Below are 18,169 nucleotides of genomic sequence, written 5' to 3' on the forward strand. Positions count from 1 at the left end.
AAACTTGCTTAACTATCCCCACTTTTTACTCATATTGATTTTTTTCGCCAAATTAGGATTAATTGAGGTAAAAATGAGTATGAAAGGTCAGGAAACAAGAGGATTTCAGTCAGAAGTTAAACAACTTCTTCAATTAATGATCCATTCTCTTTACTCCAATAAAGAAATTTTCCTTCGCGAATTGATTTCTAACGCATCAGATGCGGCAGATAAATTACGTTTTCGTGCATTATCAGATGCAGCACTTTATGAAAATAACGGTGAATTGCATGTGCGCATTTCCACTGATAAAGAGAACCGAACTCTGACTATCAGTGATAATGGTATTGGTATGACTCGTGATGAAGTCATTGATAATCTAGGTACTATCGCAAAATCAGGTACCAAATCATTCTTAGAATCTATCGGACAAGATCAAGCTAAAGATAGCCAATTAATTGGTCAGTTTGGTGTGGGCTTCTATTCAGCTTTTATCGTTGCAGATAAAGTTACTGTACGCACGCGTGCTGCGGGTGAAACAGCTGATAAAGGCGTTTTCTGGGAGTCTGAAGGTGAAGGTGATTACACCGTTGCTGATATTGAAAAAGCGGATCGCGGTACTGAAATAACGCTTCATTTGCGTGAAGGCGAAGATGAGTATTTAGATGACTGGCGTCTACGTAGCATTATTAGTAAATATTCTGACCATATTTCTTTGCCTGTTGAAATTGAAACGAAAAATGAAGAAGACGGCACAGTAACGTGGGAAAAGATTAATAAGGCACAAGCACTGTGGACTCGTAATAAAGCTGAAGTCAGTGATGATGAATATAAAGAGTTTTATAAGCATATCTCTCATGACTTTGCTGATCCATTAAGCTGGGTACACAACCGCGTTGAAGGTAAACAAGAATATACAAGTTTGTTATATGTACCTTCAAAAGCGCCTTGGGATTTATGGAATCGTGAACAGCGTCATGGCTTAAAACTGTATGTACAGCGTGTCTTTATTATGGATGAAGCTGAGCAGTTTATGCCTAATTACCTACGTTTTATTCGTGGGTTAGTTGATTCCAATGATTTACCACTAAACGTTTCGCGTGAAATTCTACAAGACAGCTCTGTTACACGTAACTTACGCAGTGCATTAACTAAACGTGCATTACAAATGTTACAAAAACTGGCGGAGAATAAGCCTGAAGAGTATCAAACATTCTGGAAAGAGTTTGGTTTAGTCTTAAAAGAAGGCCCAGCAGAAGACTCCTCTAACATTGAAACTATTGCTAAATTACTGCGTTTTGCATCAACACATAACGACAGTGATGCTCAAATTGTTTCACTGGAAGATTATGTGAGCCGCATGGTAGAAGGTCAGGAAAAAATTTATTACATCACTGCTGATAGCTACGCTGCCGCGAAAAATAGCCCTCATTTAGAGCTATTCCGCAAAAAAGGTATCGAAGTATTGCTGTTATCAGATCGTATTGATGAATGGATGATGAATTATCTGACAGAATTTGATGGCAAATCATTCCAGTCTGTCAGTAAAGCCGATGAATCACTTGATAAGCTGGCGGATGAAGAAAAACAAGCTGAACAAGAAGAAACCGATAAACAATTAGCACCTTTCGTTGAACGCATTAAAACTTTGTTGGGTGACAAAGTTAAAGAGGTAAAATTAACACACCGCTTAACAGATACCCCTGCGATTGTGACAACCAGTGCGGATGAAATGACTACTCAAATGGCGAAATTGTTTGCGGCAGCTGGACAAGAAGTGCCAGAAGTAAAATATAACTTTGAGCTAAATCCAAATCATCCATTAGTGAAACAAACAGCAGAGTTAACTGATGACGCTTTATTTGCTGATTGGGTCAATTTATTACTGGATCAGGCATTATTTGCTGAAAGAGGCTCTTTGGAAGATCCAAACCAGTTTATTCGCTTAGTGAATCAACTTTTAGTTCAAAAAGCGTAACTGTTTTCGTTTTCAAACATTTAAACCACGTTTATCTGAAAAGAGAGCGTGGTTTTTTCTTTTTCGACAAAAATAAAATGCAATCGCTACCGTGATTTCTTGAGCGATGACCTCACAAAATGGTATGGTAATGCGTTTTCGAGTTTAAATATAAAAAATTAAATGCAAGGGGATTTACGCGATGCGTATCATTCTGCTAGGCGCTCCAGGCGCTGGTAAAGGCACTCAGGCTCAATTCATTAAAGAAAATTATGGTATCCCGCAGATTTCAACTGGTGACATGTTACGTGCAGCAGTAAGCGCAGGTACAGAACTAGGGCTGAAAGCAAAAGCGTTGATGGACAATGGTCAATTAGTCACTGATGAATTAGTGATTGCGTTAGTTAAAGAGCGTATCAAACAAGACGATTGTCGTAATGGTTTCTTGTTGGATGGGTTCCCAAGAACAATTCCACAAGCTGATGCAATGAAAGAAGCAGGTATCAATGTGGATTTCGTACTGGAATTCGCAGTACCGGATGACATCATTGTAGAACGTATTATTGGCCGTCGTGTTCACGCACCATCTGGTCGTGTTTATCATGTGAAATTTAATCCACCTAAGGTGGAAAATCGTGATGACGTGACAGGTGAAGAGTTAACAACACGTAAAGATGACCAAGAAGAAACCGTTCGTAAACGTTTAGTTGAGTATCATACTCAAACGGCACCGTTAGTTTCTTATTATCAAAATGAAGCTAAAGCAAGCAATGCAAAATACTTCAAAGTTGATGGTACACAAAAAGTTAGCGAAATTAATGCTGAACTGAAAAGTATCCTTGGCTAATTTGTCATCGCTATGATTAATCCCGGTTTAGCCGGGATTTTTTTTATCTTATTTAGCCTGTATAAAATAAGTTAAAAAATTCGATCCAATAAATTGACAAGCACAATTCATTATTTTCCTTTATTCTTCTACTCTTTGGTTATCCTAATAAAAATAACTCTAAGGAGTCATGGTATGAATCATGCTAAGTATGGTGTTCTTCTCGTTAATCTTGGTACACCTGATGCGCCGACAACGGGTGCTGTCCGACGTTATTTAGCACAATTTCTTAGCGATCCTCGTGTTGTTGATGTTTCTCCTTTAATTTGGAAACCAATATTACAGGGCGCGATATTGCCGTTTCGTTCTCCTAAAGTAGCAAAACTTTATCAACAAATATGGATGGCAGAGGGGTCCCCGCTGTTAGTTTATAGTCGAGCTCAACAACACGCGCTTGCTCAGCGATTACCTAATATACCTGTGGAATTAGGGATGTGTTATGGCAATCCATCGCTAAATGAAGGGATTGAAAAACTGTTACACCAAGGTGTTGAGAACATTATTTTGTTACCACTTTATCCTCAATACTCTTGTTCTACTTCTGCTGCTGTGTTTGATGGTGTAAGCAAAATATTGAAAGGGATGCGCACTATTCCATCCTTAAATTTTATTCGTAGCTACCCTGAACACCCGCTTTATATCAAAGCACTTGTTACCTCTATTGAGAAGAGCTTTCAGCAATATGGAAAACCAGATCGCTTAATTCTCTCTTTCCATGGCATTCCTGAGCGCTTTATCAAAACAGGGGATATTTATTATGATGAATGTTGCCTTACAACGGAAAAGCTTAAAGAACAATTAGAAATACAATTAGGCTACTCTAAAGAGCAGGTCATGTTGACGTTTCAATCGCGCTTTGGTCGTGAACCTTGGTTATCACCTTATACTGATAAAACGATGGAAAAGCTGGGAAGTGAAGGTATTAAACATGTTCAGGTTGTATGTCCAGGATTTTCGTCGGATTGCTTGGAAACATTAGAAGAAATTAATGAACAAAACCGCGAGTTCTTTATTCATGGTGGTGGTAAACAGTATGAATATATTCCCGCATTAAATGATGATCCTGAGCATATTGACTTGCTAGAGGCGATGATCCGCGAGATATGCAAAAAATAATTACTGAATTCTATAAATAAAATTATCGGATTTGATGATATATTAATTTGATCATATTTCAGTTATATATAAACTTATCTTTTCTCATTTTTTAAGTGTTTTAGTGTTAATCACTAAAATGCTGATAAACGGACACTGCATTACATAAATTTAGGCAGGAAAATGAATAGTAAGCTTTCAAAACCACAATCTTCAGAAATTGATAAAGGAAATTTCGATGACTTTTATCTAAAACAGAACGATGAAATCGATCTTTTTGAATTATTTTCTGTTATTTATAAATCAAAATTTGTCATTATTGGTATTACGTTATTATTTGCTATCGTTGGCTTTACTGTTGCAAGCTTTTTACCTCAAAAATGGACAAGCCAAGCTGCAATTACCAAGCCAATGCTCGATGAAATGAAGCAATTAAGAGCCACATTGACTGAACTAAGCCTAGTGGATGTTGATACGGGTGTTAATGGTTCTTCCGTTTATCAAAAATTTATCAATAACTATAACTCTCGTGTTTTACGTGAAGAGTATTTGGTAAGTACGGATTATTACAAAAGTTTGCTGGCTAAAATGGAAGAGCCAACGCCACTGGATAAACGTAAATTAATTGAAGAAATCGTAACGAAAGATATTAATTTAAAAGCTTCAGATGATAAAAATAGTGAAGAAGAGTTTAGTGGCGAAATTAATCTAAGCTTTACTGCACCAACCTCAGAAGAGGCTTATGATTTACTTTCAGGCTATATTCGTTTTATTTCCACTAAAGTACGTATGGAAGTGAAAGACGAAATAGATGACCAAATTGAGCGTAAATTAAGCTTTGCTCAAAAAGCGTATGAAATGGACTTAGAACGTATTGCTAATGCACGTAATGTAAATGTCCAACGCTTAAAATATGCGTTAGAGATTGCTAATGCGGCAGGTGTAAAAAAACCAATTTCAAGTGAAGGCGCACAAATTAAAGATGATCCTGATTACTCTATTGCTATGGGTTCCGATGCGTTAAGTAGTAAATTGGCAATCACAGAAGCTATCACTGATCCAACAACAGTGAGTGCTGATCTGAAAAACCGTTTATATAACATGAAGCAGTTAGAGAAAGTGAAATTAGATGAGCTTCAATTTGTACCATTCAAATATATGTTGAAGCCTTACGAACCGACTAAAAAAGATGCCCCTAAACGTGCTCTGATTTTAGTTGGAGCTGCTTTTGTTGGTTTCATCCTTTCTGTAATGGGTGTTTTACTGAGCTATATGGCGAGAAGCCGTCGTAAAGCTGCATAAAAATATCTCCAAATAAGTAGGTGTACAGACGTACACCTACTGTCTCTCCCATAATATTGTGTTAACATTGCGCATCTTTTTTAGCTGTGTAGCATCGTTCACAATGAAATTCCCTGGCAAACGAAAATCCAAACACTATTTTCCCGTTAGTTTACGAGATCCTTTATTACAACCCATCATCAATATGACGGAGAGCGAATCTTCTCGCGCCTATATTGTCGGCATTGACCAAACATTGGTGGATATCGAAGCGAAAGTTGATGAGGCATTTATTACCCGTTATAACTTGAGTCAGGGACACTCTCTCGTTATTGAAGATGATGTTGCAGAAGCACTTTATCGTGAATTAACAGATAATAACTTAATTACTCACGAATTTGCGGGTGGCACCATTGGTAACACGTTGCATAACTACTCTGTATTGGCTGATGACCGCTCTGTGTTATTAGGTACTATGTGTAATAACATTCAGATTGGTAGCTATGCTTATCGCTATTTATGTAACACGTCTAGCCGTACTGATTTGAATTACCTTCAAGGTGTCGATGGTGCTATTGGGCGCTGTTTTACGCTGATAACGGAAAATGGCGAACGTACTTTTGCGATAAGCCCGGGGCAAATGAATCAACTCAGGCCTGAAAGTATTCCAGAAGAAGTGATTGCAGAAGCATCAGCATTAGTGCTAACCGCCTATTTAGTACGTTGTAAGCCCGGTGAGCCAATGCCTTTGGCGACCATGAAAGCGATTGAATATGCGAAAAAGTATGATGTACCCGTAGTGCTGACATTAGGTACTAAATACGTTATTGCGGATGATCCACAATGGTGGCGTGATTTCTTAAAAGAACATGTGTCTGTTGTGGCAATGAATGAAGATGAAGCATTTGAGTTAACAGGGCATTCTGATCCTCTTCTTGCCTCTGATGTGGCGTTAGAATGGGTTGACCTAGTTCTTTGTACCGCAGGCCCTGCAGGGCTTTATATGGGCGGTTATACGGAGCAAAGCTTTAAACGTCAAACAACGCATCCATTATTACCTGGTGCAATTGCTGAATTTAATCGTTATGAATTTAGCCGCGCAATGCGCTACAAAGATTGCGAAGAGCCTGAAAAAGTTTATTCCCATATCGAGCCTTATATGGGGGGCCCTGAGAAAATCATGAATACAAATGGTGCGGGTGATGCTGCATTATCAGCATTACTGCATGATATTACAGCGAATAGCTATCATCGAATTAATGTGCCGAATTCGAGTAAGCATCCTCGAACTTATTTAACCTACTCATCATTAGCACAAGTATGTAAATATGCTAACCGAGTGAGTTATCAAGTGTTAAGTCAGCATTCACCGCGTTTAACTCGTGGTTTACCTGAAAAAGAAGACAGCTTAGAAGAAGCCTATTGGGAACGTTAAGTTGATATAGCTTTATTGCAGAGTAATAAAAAAGCCTATCTTAGATAGGCTTTTTGTTGGTTTAAACGGATTAATTTAAACGCTTATTTCTTTATTGTGCTGTGCTAGGCGCGATTATCTGCTGACCATCTTCAGGTGTATCATCAATAGCACAACCAAATTCGACTTCTTTAATCAACATATCAGCCATAGCGGACGCCGTTTGATCTTCATCGATAATGACGTGATTTGCACCTTTTTCAAGGATAAAAGAGGCTTCTTCATCATAGTTAGCCCGAACAATAATATCGTCGAAATGAGCACGAACAATGATATTTAAATTAGGGTTCATACTTCTTGCTGTTTCAGCAATATCAGCGGCTTCATAACCATTAGGGATAGTCAGTAATAACGATTTAGCACAATCGATACGTGCTAAAGCAAGCGACTCTTTAGTGGAGGCATTACCCAGTACCGTATTTAAGCTTTTCTCTTTTAATTCAGCAAATTTATTACGGCTATTTTCGATAATAACTAACGGAATAGATTTAGCTAATAATTTTTCAGAAAGCATACTTCCTGCTCGTCCATAACCGACAATGATGGCATGACCACAAATATCGACAGGAACTGGCATTTCTTCTTCCAGCTCTTCTTGTTGTAGCTGTTCCACTTCTTCTTTTGTCTCTGTTTTTGCCAAATAACGGTCTAATAAAGAGAACAAAACAGGGTTTAGCATAATAGAAACTAAAGCACCGGCTAAAACAAGGTTACGTGCATCTGGCTCTAAAACGTTGAGTGCAACACCAAGGCCAGCAAGAATAAAGGCAAATTCACCAATTTGAGCAAGACTTGCAGAAATAGTTAAGGCGGTTCGTCTGGAATGCCCAAACATTCGCACAAGCACTAATGCGGCAGCTGATTTACCAATAATAATGATAGCGAGTGTTGCTAAGATGCCGAGTGGGTGTTCAATTAAGACCATAGGATCAAACAGCATACCTACAGAAACAAAGAACAGTACAGCAAAGGCATCACGCAGTGGCAAAGTATCTTGAGCAGCTCTGTGGCTTAAATCAGACTCATTGAGTACCATACCGGCAAAGAATGCGCCTAATGCGAAAGAAGCATCAAATAGGGTTACAGCAGCATAGGCGATACCTAAGGCTAGTGCTAATACACATAACGTAAAGAGTTCGCGAGAGCCTGTTGCTGCGGTTTTGGCTAAAATCCAAGGAATAAGCTTACGACCAACAATCATCATGATTAAGATAAAGGCAACAACCTTACCGATTGTGATCCCTAAATTAACCATTAGTTGAGAAATACTGGTTTGGTCACTACTTTCTAGCATATTGGCAGCTGCTGGGAGTAGTACAAGGGCCAATACCATTGCTAAGTCTTCAACAATCAACCAACCAATAGCAATTTGCCCTCGCTGGCTATCAATCAGGCCTCTTTCTTCAAGTGCTCGTAAAAGAACAACGGTACTTGCTGTTGATAGACATAAACCGAATACAATGCCACTAAATAAACCCCAGCCAAAAAATGCTGATAATCCCAATCCTAATAGTGTTGCGACTGCAATTTGCGCAATAGCACCCGGAATAGCGATAGCTTTTACCGCCATAAGATCTTTTAAAGAAAAATGTAAACCCACGCCAAACATTAGCAGAATAACGCCGATTTCAGCGAGTTCAGGGGCGAGAGAGGTATCAGCGACAAAGCCTGGGGTAAATGGACCAGCGAGTACACCCGCAGCAAGATATCCTACTAAAGGTGAGATTTTTAGCCGTTGAGCGATCATGCCTAAAATATAAGCAAGTGCTAACCCACCAACAATGGTGGTAATGAGGGGTGTTGAATGCGGCATCAATTCTCCTTCTTTTTATAAAACTACATGTATCGGGGGGGCGAGTAATATAGCAGGCTGATAGTTTAACGTATTCATGCAATAAATTCGCTAAAAATTATCGATTATTTATAAAAATAGCAAGTTGATTGAATTTTATGACGCAAATGCGATTTTTTATGTTATTTTAATAAGTCTTGTCTTGTAAGGTAAGATTTACCCTGTTATTGGTTCATTTAAATAACAGGGGTAATTACAGTTTATTCAGTTTTATCTACCCCAATGTTAGGAAGAAAAATGGTAAAAACACCTAACAGTGGGAGATAAGCGCAAATATGATAGACATATTCAATACTCTTCTGATCTGCAATATATCCTAAGACTGCAGCACCAATCCCTCCCATCCCAAAAGCAAGCCCAAAGAAAAGTCCTGAAACCATGCCTGTTTTACCCGGAATTAACTCTTGAGCATAAACTAAGATAGCAGAAAATGCTGAAGCTAAAATCACACCAATGAATACAGTAAGTACGCCAGTCCAGTATAAGCTGGCATAAGGGAGTATTAGTGTAAAAGGCGCAACACCTAGAATAGATCCCCAAATAACGTATTTTCTACCAATTTTATCGCCTACAGGGCCACCAATCATGGTGCCAGCAGCAACAGCAAAAAGAAAAACAAACAGATGAATTTGGGCATTCTGTACTGAAACACCAAATTTATGTATTAAATAGAAAGTATAGTAGCTACTGATGCTTGCAAGATAAAAATACTTAGAAAAAATTAGAATAAGTAAAATAGCCAAAGAACCAAGTAGGGCTTTACGTGGCAGTGTTGCTGTGTTTTTGATGGTTTTGGGTTGTTTTTTCTGTACTTCTTGCTGAATTTTATACCAGCGACTTACTTGTAATAACACAACAATAGCCAATAGAGCAGCAAGAGAGAACCAACCGACATTACCTTTACCATAAGGGGCAATAATTAAAGCAGCTAAAAGTGGGCCTAAGGAGCTACCTAAATTGCCACCAACTTGGAAAAGGGATTGTGCTAAACCATGTCTTCCACCTGATGCCATTCTGGCAACACGTGATGATTCAGGGTGGAAAACAGAAGAGCCAGTACCCACTAACCCAGCAGCAAGTAATAACATTGGGAATGTATCAGCAAAGGCGAGGAGTATAAGTCCTGTTAGCGTAAAGCCCATACCAATAGGCAATGAGTAGGGTTTAGGATATTTATCAGTATAGAGACCAATAAAAGGTTGCAATAAGGATGCAGTAATTTGGTACGTTAAGGTGATCATCCCTATTTGTACAAAGCTTAAAGAGAACTCTGATTGCAACATAGGGTAGATAGCTAATATCAATGATTGGATCATATCATTGAGAAGATGTGAAAAGCTGATAGCCGTTAAAATACTAAAAACCGTATTACGCTTATTAGCTTTTCGTTGTAAAGCTTTGGCTTCTTCTATAGGAAGCGTTGGGTCACTATTGCTCATTTTAATTCCCTGTCACATTATATTGTTAATAAATTGTTTCTGTTTTTATTAATCTAGTTTACATCTATTTGGAATAGAGTACTTTTGTGAGAAATAGAATTTGATTCATGTCTCAAAAAAACTATTGGATCAATGAAATAATAAAAAAATTATATAACCTACGTCATAAAATACAGCAAAAGTATTTAACTTCTGTCTTCTTTTTCTACAGTAGAACCATGGCAGAACCTTCTCAATAAATAATATACATGGGGATATACCATGAGCTTATCGTTTAAATTATCGGCATGCGCATTGACCGTTTCTTTAGCTATGGCGCCAGCGTTGTCTCAGGCATGGGAAAAGGATAAAACCTACGAAATTACTATTTTGCACACCAATGATCATCATGGACATTTTTGGCATAACGATCGTGGCGAATATGGATTAGCAGCACAGAAAACTGTGGTTGATAATATCCGCGACGAGGTGGCTAAAAAAGGTGGTAGCGTACTGCTGTTATCTGGTGGTGATATCAATACCGGTGTTCCAGAATCTGACTTACAGGATGCTGAGCCCGATTTTAAAGGTATGAACCTTGTAGGTTATGATGCAATGGCTCTGGGTAACCATGAGTTTGATAATCCTTTAGAGGTTTTACGCCAACAAGAAAAATGGGCTACATTCCCATTCTTATCCGCCAATATTTATCAAAAGAGCACCGGTGAGCGTTTATTTAAGCCTTACACCATTTTTGATAAACAAGGTGTAAAAATTGCCGTATTAGGTTTAACCACAGACGATACTGTACGTATCGGTAACCCAGCAAACTTCCCAGACACTGAATTCCGTAAACCTTCAGATGAAGCAAAAAAAGTTGTTGAGGAGTTACGTACCACAGAAAAACCAGACATTATCATCGCGGCAACACATATGGGGCATTATGATGATGGTAACCATGGTTCTAACGCTCCGGGTGATGTTGAAATGGCGCGTGCGTTACCAAAAGGGTATCTTGATATGATTGTGGGTGGTCACTCCCAAGATCCTGTCTGTATGTCTCAAGAGAATAAAAACTATAAACAAGCTGATTATGTGCCGGGAACACCGTGCGCACCAGATAATCAGAATGGTACATGGATTGTTCAAGCCCATGAATGGGGTAAATATGTTGGACGTGCAGACTTTGAATTCCGTAATGGTGAATTCACGCTAAAACACTACCAATTAATCCCAATCAACTTAAATCAAAAAGTGAAGAAAGACGATGGCACAACGGAACTTGTCTACTACACTAAAGAAATCCCTCATAATCCTGAAATGATGAAATTGCTGACGCCTTATCAAGAAAAAGGCGGTGAGCAACTCAATGTTAAAGTAGGTGAAGTGGTTGGTAAACTGGAAGGCGATCGTAGTAAAGTTCGTTTTGTTCAAACCAATATGGCGCGTTTATTGTTATCAGCACAAGCTGAGCGTGCTAATGCTGACTTTGCCATTATGAGTGGTGGTGGTGTGCGTGATTCTATCGAATCGGGCGATATCACTTATAAAGATGTATTAAAAGTTCAACCATTCGCGAATGAACTGGTTTATGTTGATTTTAAAGGTGAAGAAGTTGAACCTTATTTATCAGCAGTAGCTTGCATGAAAGTTGACTCAGGTGCTTATGCGCAGTTCTACAATGTTAGTTTAACTGTTGATGCTGATTGCAAAGTGAGCGATGTTAAAATTGCGGGCAAACCATTAGACAAAACTAAATCTTACCGTATGGCGACATTAAACTTTAACGGTATTGGTGGCGATGGCTATCCTAAGATCGATGTTCACCCAGGTTATGTTAATACCGGTTTCGTGGATGCAGAAGTGTTGAAAGGTTATATTGAAGCACATTCTCCACTGAAAGCCGCAGACTTTGAACCAAAAGGTGAGATTGTTTATAAAAAATAGCTCTCATTAAGAGATATTATTTTTGCCATATTGATAAAAGCAGAAAAGGCGATATTCATATCGCCTTTTCTTTTGCTTTAAGAATAGTAAATTGTATTAATTTCTTATTTTGAGGATGAGCCTTAAAATAAAAAATCGACAATGATCAAGGCTCTTTGCGGATCAGTGCAAATTGAGCTCCTAATACCGTAGCGAGATCTTTAGCTGATAATTCAATATCTAAGCCACGTTTACCACCAGAAACAAAAATAGTATTAAATTCAAGTGCTTGTTCATCAATTACAGTGGGCAGCCGTTTTTTCTGACCTAATGGGCTTATTCCCCCCACTAAATAACCTGTTACCTTTTGTGCAATTTGTGGATCTGCCATATCTGCTTTTTTCGCTTTAAAGCACTTAGCGACAAGCTTTAAATCTAACTGGCCAGAAACAGGAGTGACTGCAACTGCTAGATTTTTTGCATCACCATTTAAGGAGACTAAAAGTGTTTTAAAAACTTGACGATTATTCAAGCCCAGTTTTTCAACGGCTTCATCACCAAAATTATGAACATTAGCATCATGCTCATAAGGATGGAGGATAAATTTAATTTTCTGTTTTTCCAATAAGTTTACAGCGGGAGTCATAGTTATTCCTACTCAGAAGGTTTTATGCTTGATGTGTTAATAAATCAATTAAATTCTCTTCACCAAATAAATGCAGAGCACCTACAGTGACCACATAGCGTCCGGCCGGTAATTTTAATAATAGATTAGCCCATTTTTGGTTACGACTTTCCATTAAAATATCAAATACCGCTTTGCTAAAGGTGTTTGGTAAAGGAAGCTGTTTTTCTCGACTATTATAATTTAACCACCAATTAATCATGATTTGCAATGTACGTGCATTATCGTGCCAATTTTTTAGAGTATCTTCGAGTAATTGCTGACCATCGTGAGGGAAGTTCAATAATAATGCGACCTGATTTTCAATACCTTCCAGCTCTATAATATTTTTTTTGCACTCATTAGCATGTTGAATGACTTGATAATCAATGCCATGTTGAGGTTCTAAACCCAACTGCATTGCTTGGGTAGATTGCATAATAAGGGCAATTTGCCAAAGGGGCTTATTTTCAATTTGATAAAGAGAAAGGGAGAGCGCTTCGCAATGCTGTGTAATTTGAGAAAAGAGAGGGTCGCTTATACGAGTTTCGAGAGGCTCTCTAGAAAGGGAAGATTGATCAAAAGGTTGTACCTCTGTTGAAATATCGGCTTCAACAATAACAGCATCTGCTTTTTTTATTTCATTTATAAGTACATTCGATAGCGGTGTCATTGTTGGAACACCCATATGAATACTACCCACAAGGTGCAAAGAGACATTATTTGGTAGCATAATATCAACAGCGGGATAAGGGTAATGGGTTGTGTTTTTTATCCCAACCCAGTGTTTGATTTTCTGAAAAATACCCGTCATTGATATGCTCCTTAGGGATTGAATCGCAAGGTTTTAGCATAACGGATTTGAAAGGGAATGAAACAACGAAAACCAAGCTTTACTTAGTTTTCGCTGTTTTTACTTTATTTACCAACTAATACCGATACCACCAGCTGAAACAAAATTATTTGAATCATTCCATGCTGTTGAAGCTCTGACTTTAACATTTTCATTAATACGATACTGCATACCCCAAGCAAGAGCAGTGGCATTACGATAATTACCTATGCCAATAGCGGTACTAAATGTAGCAGAATCGGTAAAAGGTAAATTACTCATTGCAGCTACAGACGCAATACCTTGGTTGGCGCGTTTTTCTACTTTATAGAAACGATTTTGAGTATCTGATTTAAAGTGTTTGAAATCAGATTCAAGCACATCAAGTCTATTTTTAGTGACGATATCTTTGCTATACAGTTTTGAAAAATGACCAGTTATATCACTGGGGTAACCGGCAATATCTAAAGTGTTTAAGTATTTATCTACTTTTTCTTTATTATTAGTGATGTCATTTTTATTTTTCTCAATATTTTCTTTGTTATTTTTTATATCAATTTTATTTTTATCAGTAATTTCTTTGTTATTTTTTATATCAATTTTATTTTTCTCAGTAATTTCTTTATTTTCTAATATTCCCATTGTGTTTTTTTCAGTCATTGATTTTATTTCGTTATGTTTTTGATTTGCATCATCATCAATATGGTCTGACAATATAACTAAATCCAATAAAGTTGCCTTCTTTTCAAGGTTATCATTTGTACTATTATATTCTGATAGAACACCATAATTCTCATAATCTTTTTCTATTATAACATGGTGTTCACTATTAAAATCATAGTCTTTAAATATGTTGGCTAGATTAATTGAGCGCTCTTTGATAGTAGGATTATTAGCTGTACCAGTAACGAATGTCTCTATGTTTTCAAAAAAATAAGATAAACTAAGGTGTTCTAATTTATTTAAATCTTTAATGATAATTTTATTACCATTTTCTATTATTTTATTATATAAAAGAGGGTCGTTGTGAATTAAATAGTTATTAGTTAATCCATCGAATATTTCAGTATTTATTAATATTGTGCTATTGTGTGATTTATCATCAACAGAGTAATCAGAACCTTTTGAATAGATAAATCTTTTTGAAAACATTTTTTTACCATCTTCGTAAGTTTCTTTTATGTGATGGATTGGTGTGAGTTTTGAGGGATACATTGGATTTAAATTGAAGTGTTTAAAATATAATTTTCTAACATAATTAAAATCATTCAATCCTGGATTTGATATTTCATTAGGCATATTGGGATAATGATTATAAGAAAGCATAGGTGCTTTCTCTAAATTTAATCCGATATCAATATTAGATAAAGCACTTGCAGAGTATATGGATGATAGTAATATAATTAATAATTTACTATATTTCATTTTTAAATCCTTTTAGTATTGAAATTTGACCTTTTATTTTAAAAGTTAGTTTAATGATTGACAATAATATATTTAATTAACGCCTTAGTTTTGTTTCTTTTTTATAAAAATGTGTTTTAGATATGAATTAATAAAAATGAATGAAATATTTATAATATATTGCTATTCTAGCGCTAAGAGGGCGGAGTAATGACTCTCTTGTATAATGAGAAATTCCTCTTTGACTGGCCGATAGAAATATCGGCTTTTTTTTAACCTTTTGAAAATATTCATAATTGTTAATTAATAGCAATAAAAAACCGCTTTTACCGAGAAGTAAAAGCGGCTTAAATATAATATTTCTTGATGGTTTTAAGGGTTATTGCTTAGGCTTGAAACGCAATAAACGGTTTGCATTACTGACAACCGTGATTGAAGACAGCGCCATTGCTGCGCCGGCAACTACAGGATTAAGTAATGTTCCTGTCAGTGGATATAAAATACCAGCTGCAATGGGGATACCTAAGCTGTTATAAACAAAAGCACCGAATAAATTTTGCTTCATATTGCGCAATGTCCCTTTTGAGATCTCAACCGCATCGGCAACACCATGCAAACTGTGGCGCATTAAAGTAATTGCCGCAGTTTCTATGGCAATATCACTGCCTCCACCCATGGCAATACCAACGTCAGCTTTTGCGAGAGCAGGGGCATCATTAATGCCATCACCTACCATTGCCACTCGATGACCTTGTGCTTGAAGCTCTGTAATGGCTTGCGCTTTACCTTCAGGCATAACACCTGCAATCACTTGATCAATACCCGCTTCTTTTGCAATGGCATTTGCCGTAATCGGATTATCACCGGTTAACATGACTAAGCGATAACCTTGATTATGCAAGCGTTGCAGTGCACTGACGGTGTCTTCTCTTAACGGATCTCTAATAGAGAGAAGTGCCACAACTTTACCTTCTTGAGCAAGTAAAACAGGAGTAACACCTTTTGCTGCTTGAGAATCGATAAGTGTATTGATTTCACTAATATCAATGCCCGATTCTCTCATCAGTTTAGGGTTACCCAATAGAACAGTCTTACCTTTGATCTTGCCTGTTAATCCCATACCCGCTAAGGTGCGGAACTGATTAATCTCAGGTAATGATATGCCTTCAGCTCGTGTTAAAATTGCCTTCGCTAATGGGTGATTAGAACCGTTTTCAAGCGATCCCGCTAATGCCAATGCTTCCTCTTCACTGACTTGATTGAAGGTATGTATTTCAGTTACCTGTGGCAATCCTTCTGTTAAGGTACCTGTTTTATCAAAGACTAAAGTATCAAGTTTACTCGCTTGTTGAAGAGCATCTGCATCACGAACTAAAACACCATATTCCGCAGCTCGACCTACACCTGAAATAATTGACATTGGCGTTGCGAGACCCAGAGCACAAGGGCAGGCGATAATTAACACCGTTGTGATAATCACGAGTGCATAAGTGATTTGAGGCGATGGACCAAAGAAGTACCAAATAGCGCCAGCAATTAAGGCAATCGCGACAACAACGGGAACAAATACACTTGAAATTTTATCAGCCAACTGGCCAATTTCAGGTTTACTGCTTTGTGCTTGGCGAACTAATTTAATGATGCGCGCCAGTGTTGTTTGGCTTCCTACAGCGGCAGCTTTAAATAAAACCGAGCCATCTTGCACCGTTGTTCCTGCATGAATGGAGTCGCCAATGGTTTTTTGCTGTGGGATAGGCTCTCCCGTTAGCATTGCCTCATCCATCCATACTTCACCTTGGATAATTTCACCATCAACAGGCACTTTATCACCCGCTGCTAACCGTAAAGTCATGCCTTGTTTGACATCAGCTAATGGCATATCGACTTCACCATTTTCAGTGACAACTCTTGCTGTGGGCGGTGTTAAGTCTAATAGACGCTCTAGTGCTTTAGATGAACGTTGTCGCGCACGTTGTTCAAGCATATGACCTAAGTTGATTAAACCGATGATCATTGCGCTGGCTTCATAATAGAGATGTCGAGCTTGAGCGGGGAATATTTCTGGCCATAAATTCACTGTAATGGAATAGAGCCACGCTGTTCCTGTTCCTAATGCAACAAGGGTATCCATCGTTGCACTGCGGTTTTTTAAGCTTTGCCATGCACTACGATAAAAATGTCCACCCGCAACCACCATCACAAAGAGTGTTGCAATACCAATACCCAACCAAATACTATGATTTGCTTCGGTAAGCATCATGTTATCGCCGATCATTCCCCAAATCATAACGGGAAGACCAACGACTAACGCAAGTGCAGCTTGCCAACGAAAACGCTTCATATTTGCTACCGCAACTTCTTGCTGGCGTTCTCTTCGTTTTACATCATCTTGAATAATTTCAGCGCCATAACCCGCTTTTTCGATAGCGTTAACAAGTGCGTCATGATTGATGTCACCGGTTACTAATGCACTGCGTTCTGCAAGGTTTACACGTACATTCTCAACACCATCAACAGATTGTAATGCTTTGTGAACCTTGTTTACACAACTTGCACAGGTCATGCCATCAATTAAAAGCTGAACACTGCTGTCATCGTCAGTGTCTATTTCTGGGCTAATTTCAATGTCAGAGTTTTCAACTGGAATGTCACAAATAGCCGCTGACGATGCATCCAGTTGTGTATGCGTTTGCGTCAGCGGCTCAGTTTTTGGGAAATCAGTACCTGCTAGTTGTGCTTCAAAACCAGCATCTTTAATGGCAGTTATTAATGTCTCTGCGGTGGCTGTTCCGATTACTTTTGCATGAGTTAATTCAACTTCAGCGCTATCAACGCCTGTTGTAGCTTCAAGCGCTTTTTTGACTGAACCGATGCAATGGCCACAATTTAAGCCTGAAAGGGTTAAATGAATTGTGTTATCTGTGGGGGCTAAACTGGCTTGAAAACCTTCTGCAGTAATTGCTGTAATTAAGGTATCCGCAGTAGCATTGCCAAAAACTTCAGCTGACTCTTTTGTTACATTAACAGCTACTACACCTTCAATGGCTAATAATGCTTTTTCGGTTTTACCTACACACTTCATGCAGTTAAGACCACTTAAGCTTAATTTTACATCAGGTTGTGTTGCGACCGTTGCTTCATACCCAGCATCTTCAATGGTCTTGATTAAACTTTCGGCAGTTGCATCACTGTCAATTTTAGCGTATTGAATAGTCACATTTGACTGTTCTATATCATTGCGAGCATCAAGTGCTTTTTTTACACTGTTAACACAGTGGGAGCATGAAAGCCCTTGTAATGAGAGTAGCGTAGTTTTTGCCATGTTAGTTGTCTCCGAAATAAAAAGCGTTACCTCTATTATTGCGCAATATCTGGTAACTTGCTTTCTTTAAAGGTTTTTT

Annotated in this window: 12 protein-coding genes; 6 read left to right on the top strand and 6 right to left on the bottom strand. The window is 38.0% G+C overall.

The genetic code is table 11. From position 1 onward, the window contains the following. The first annotated feature begins 73 nt into the window (after window positions 1-73). The 5 genes from htpG (at window position 74) to ABN080_RS10925 (ending at window position 6,633) form a co-directional block, all read left to right on the top strand. On the top strand, window positions 74-1,957 hold the full coding sequence (gene htpG, locus ABN080_RS10905; RefSeq protein ID WP_196553889.1) for a molecular chaperone HtpG: 1,884 nt from the start codon (window positions 74-76) through the stop codon (window positions 1,955-1,957). Window positions 1,958-2,138: 181 nt separating this feature from the next. Beyond that, window positions 2,139-2,783, top strand: coding sequence for an adenylate kinase (adk, locus tag ABN080_RS10910; protein ID WP_023582632.1), 645 nt, complete (start codon window positions 2,139-2,141; stop codon window positions 2,781-2,783). A gap of 174 nt (window positions 2,784-2,957) precedes the next feature. Next, window positions 2,958-3,938, top strand: a complete 981-nt coding sequence (gene hemH, locus ABN080_RS10915) for a ferrochelatase (protein WP_072070133.1) — start codon at window positions 2,958-2,960, stop codon at window positions 3,936-3,938. A 162-nt stretch (window positions 3,939-4,100) separates the two neighbouring features. Further along, a complete protein-coding gene (wzz(fepE), locus tag ABN080_RS10920; RefSeq protein ID WP_164526679.1) occupies window positions 4,101-5,219 on the top strand; it encodes an LPS O-antigen length regulator Wzz(fepE) in 1,119 nt (372 codons plus the stop codon). 103 nt (window positions 5,220-5,322) lie between these two features. Next, window positions 5,323-6,633 carry an inosine/guanosine kinase gene (locus ABN080_RS10925; protein ID WP_349441027.1) on the top strand — a complete coding sequence of 437 codons (1,311 nt, stop codon included), beginning with the start codon at window positions 5,323-5,325 and terminating at the stop codon, window positions 6,631-6,633. Between the two features lie 91 nt (window positions 6,634-6,724). Here ABN080_RS10925 and ybaL read toward each other — a convergent pair whose 3' ends face one another. Beyond that, a complete protein-coding gene (ybaL, locus tag ABN080_RS10930; protein ID WP_349441028.1) occupies window positions 6,725-8,485 on the bottom strand; it encodes a YbaL family putative K(+) efflux transporter in 1,761 nt (586 codons plus the stop codon). Window positions 8,486-8,724: 239 nt separating this feature from the next. Further along, the gene (locus tag ABN080_RS10935) at window positions 8,725-9,963 is read right to left on the bottom strand and encodes an MFS transporter (RefSeq protein WP_349441029.1); all 1,239 of its coding nucleotides are present in this window, start codon (window positions 9,961-9,963) and stop codon (window positions 8,725-8,727) included. A gap of 261 nt (window positions 9,964-10,224) precedes the next feature. Between ABN080_RS10935 and ushA the strand changes: the two genes are divergently transcribed. Next, the gene (gene ushA / locus ABN080_RS10940; RefSeq protein WP_115350799.1) at window positions 10,225-11,889 is read left to right on the top strand and encodes a bifunctional UDP-sugar hydrolase/5'-nucleotidase UshA; all 1,665 of its coding nucleotides are present in this window, start codon (window positions 10,225-10,227) and stop codon (window positions 11,887-11,889) included. Window positions 11,890-12,034: 145 nt separating this feature from the next. Here ushA and ybaK read toward each other — a convergent pair whose 3' ends face one another. The 4 genes from ybaK to copA form a co-directional block, all read right to left on the bottom strand. Beyond that, complete coding sequence (gene ybaK, locus ABN080_RS10945) at window positions 12,035-12,514, bottom strand: Cys-tRNA(Pro)/Cys-tRNA(Cys) deacylase YbaK (protein WP_196553893.1); 480 nt, start codon at window positions 12,512-12,514, stop codon at window positions 12,035-12,037. Window positions 12,515-12,536: 22 nt separating this feature from the next. Beyond that, the gene (locus tag ABN080_RS10950) at window positions 12,537-13,346 is read right to left on the bottom strand and encodes a TraB/GumN family protein (RefSeq protein WP_349441030.1); all 810 of its coding nucleotides are present in this window, start codon (window positions 13,344-13,346) and stop codon (window positions 12,537-12,539) included. Between the two features lie 108 nt (window positions 13,347-13,454). Further along, window positions 13,455-14,789 (bottom strand): YadA-like family protein, encoded by a 1,335-nt coding sequence (locus ABN080_RS10955; RefSeq protein WP_349441031.1) that lies wholly within the window; start codon window positions 14,787-14,789, stop codon window positions 13,455-13,457. Between the two features lie 358 nt (window positions 14,790-15,147). After that, the gene (copA, locus tag ABN080_RS10960) at window positions 15,148-18,090 is read right to left on the bottom strand and encodes a copper-exporting P-type ATPase CopA (protein ID WP_349441032.1); all 2,943 of its coding nucleotides are present in this window, start codon (window positions 18,088-18,090) and stop codon (window positions 15,148-15,150) included. Window positions 18,091-18,169 lie beyond the last annotated feature (79 nt).

It is taken from the genome of Proteus sp. fly-1089 (genome assembly GCF_040138965.1).
GTDB lineage: Bacteria > Pseudomonadota > Gammaproteobacteria > Enterobacterales > Enterobacteriaceae > Proteus > Proteus vulgaris_B.